The sequence below is a fragment of the Streptomyces caelestis genome (genome assembly GCF_001279005.1).
Taxonomy (GTDB): domain Bacteria; phylum Actinomycetota; class Actinomycetes; order Streptomycetales; family Streptomycetaceae; genus Streptomyces; species Streptomyces heliomycini.
The window spans coordinates 1-268 of record NZ_LGCN01000140.1; the positions used below are offsets into that span (position 1 = coordinate 1).

A 268-nucleotide genomic window follows, 5' to 3' on the forward strand; every position below is an offset into this window, starting at 1 on the left:
GAGCAGCGCGCCCTCCTCGGCACGGTCCTTGCGCAGCACCGGCACCGACACGACGTCCTGACCGCCGTCCAGCACCCGCGCGGCCATCCCGGTCAGGACGCCGTCCGGCCCCAGCTCCAGGAACGCGTTCACACCGGCCCCGGCCAGCGCCCGCACACCATCGGCGAAGCGCACGGTGGCGCGGACGTGGCGCACCCAGTAGTCGGCCGAGCACAGCAGGCCGGGGCCGGCGATCCCACCGGTCACGTTCGAGACCACCGGAACGACC

Annotated in this window: 1 protein-coding gene; it reads right to left on the bottom strand. The window is 74.6% G+C overall.

Annotated features, from left to right (window positions below; genetic code table 11):
- A partial coding sequence (locus ADK41_RS13775) for a hypothetical protein (RefSeq protein ID WP_420706793.1) occupies positions 1 to 246 on the bottom strand: 246 nt, incomplete at its 3' end.
- Positions 247 to 268: the final 22 nt, after the last annotated feature.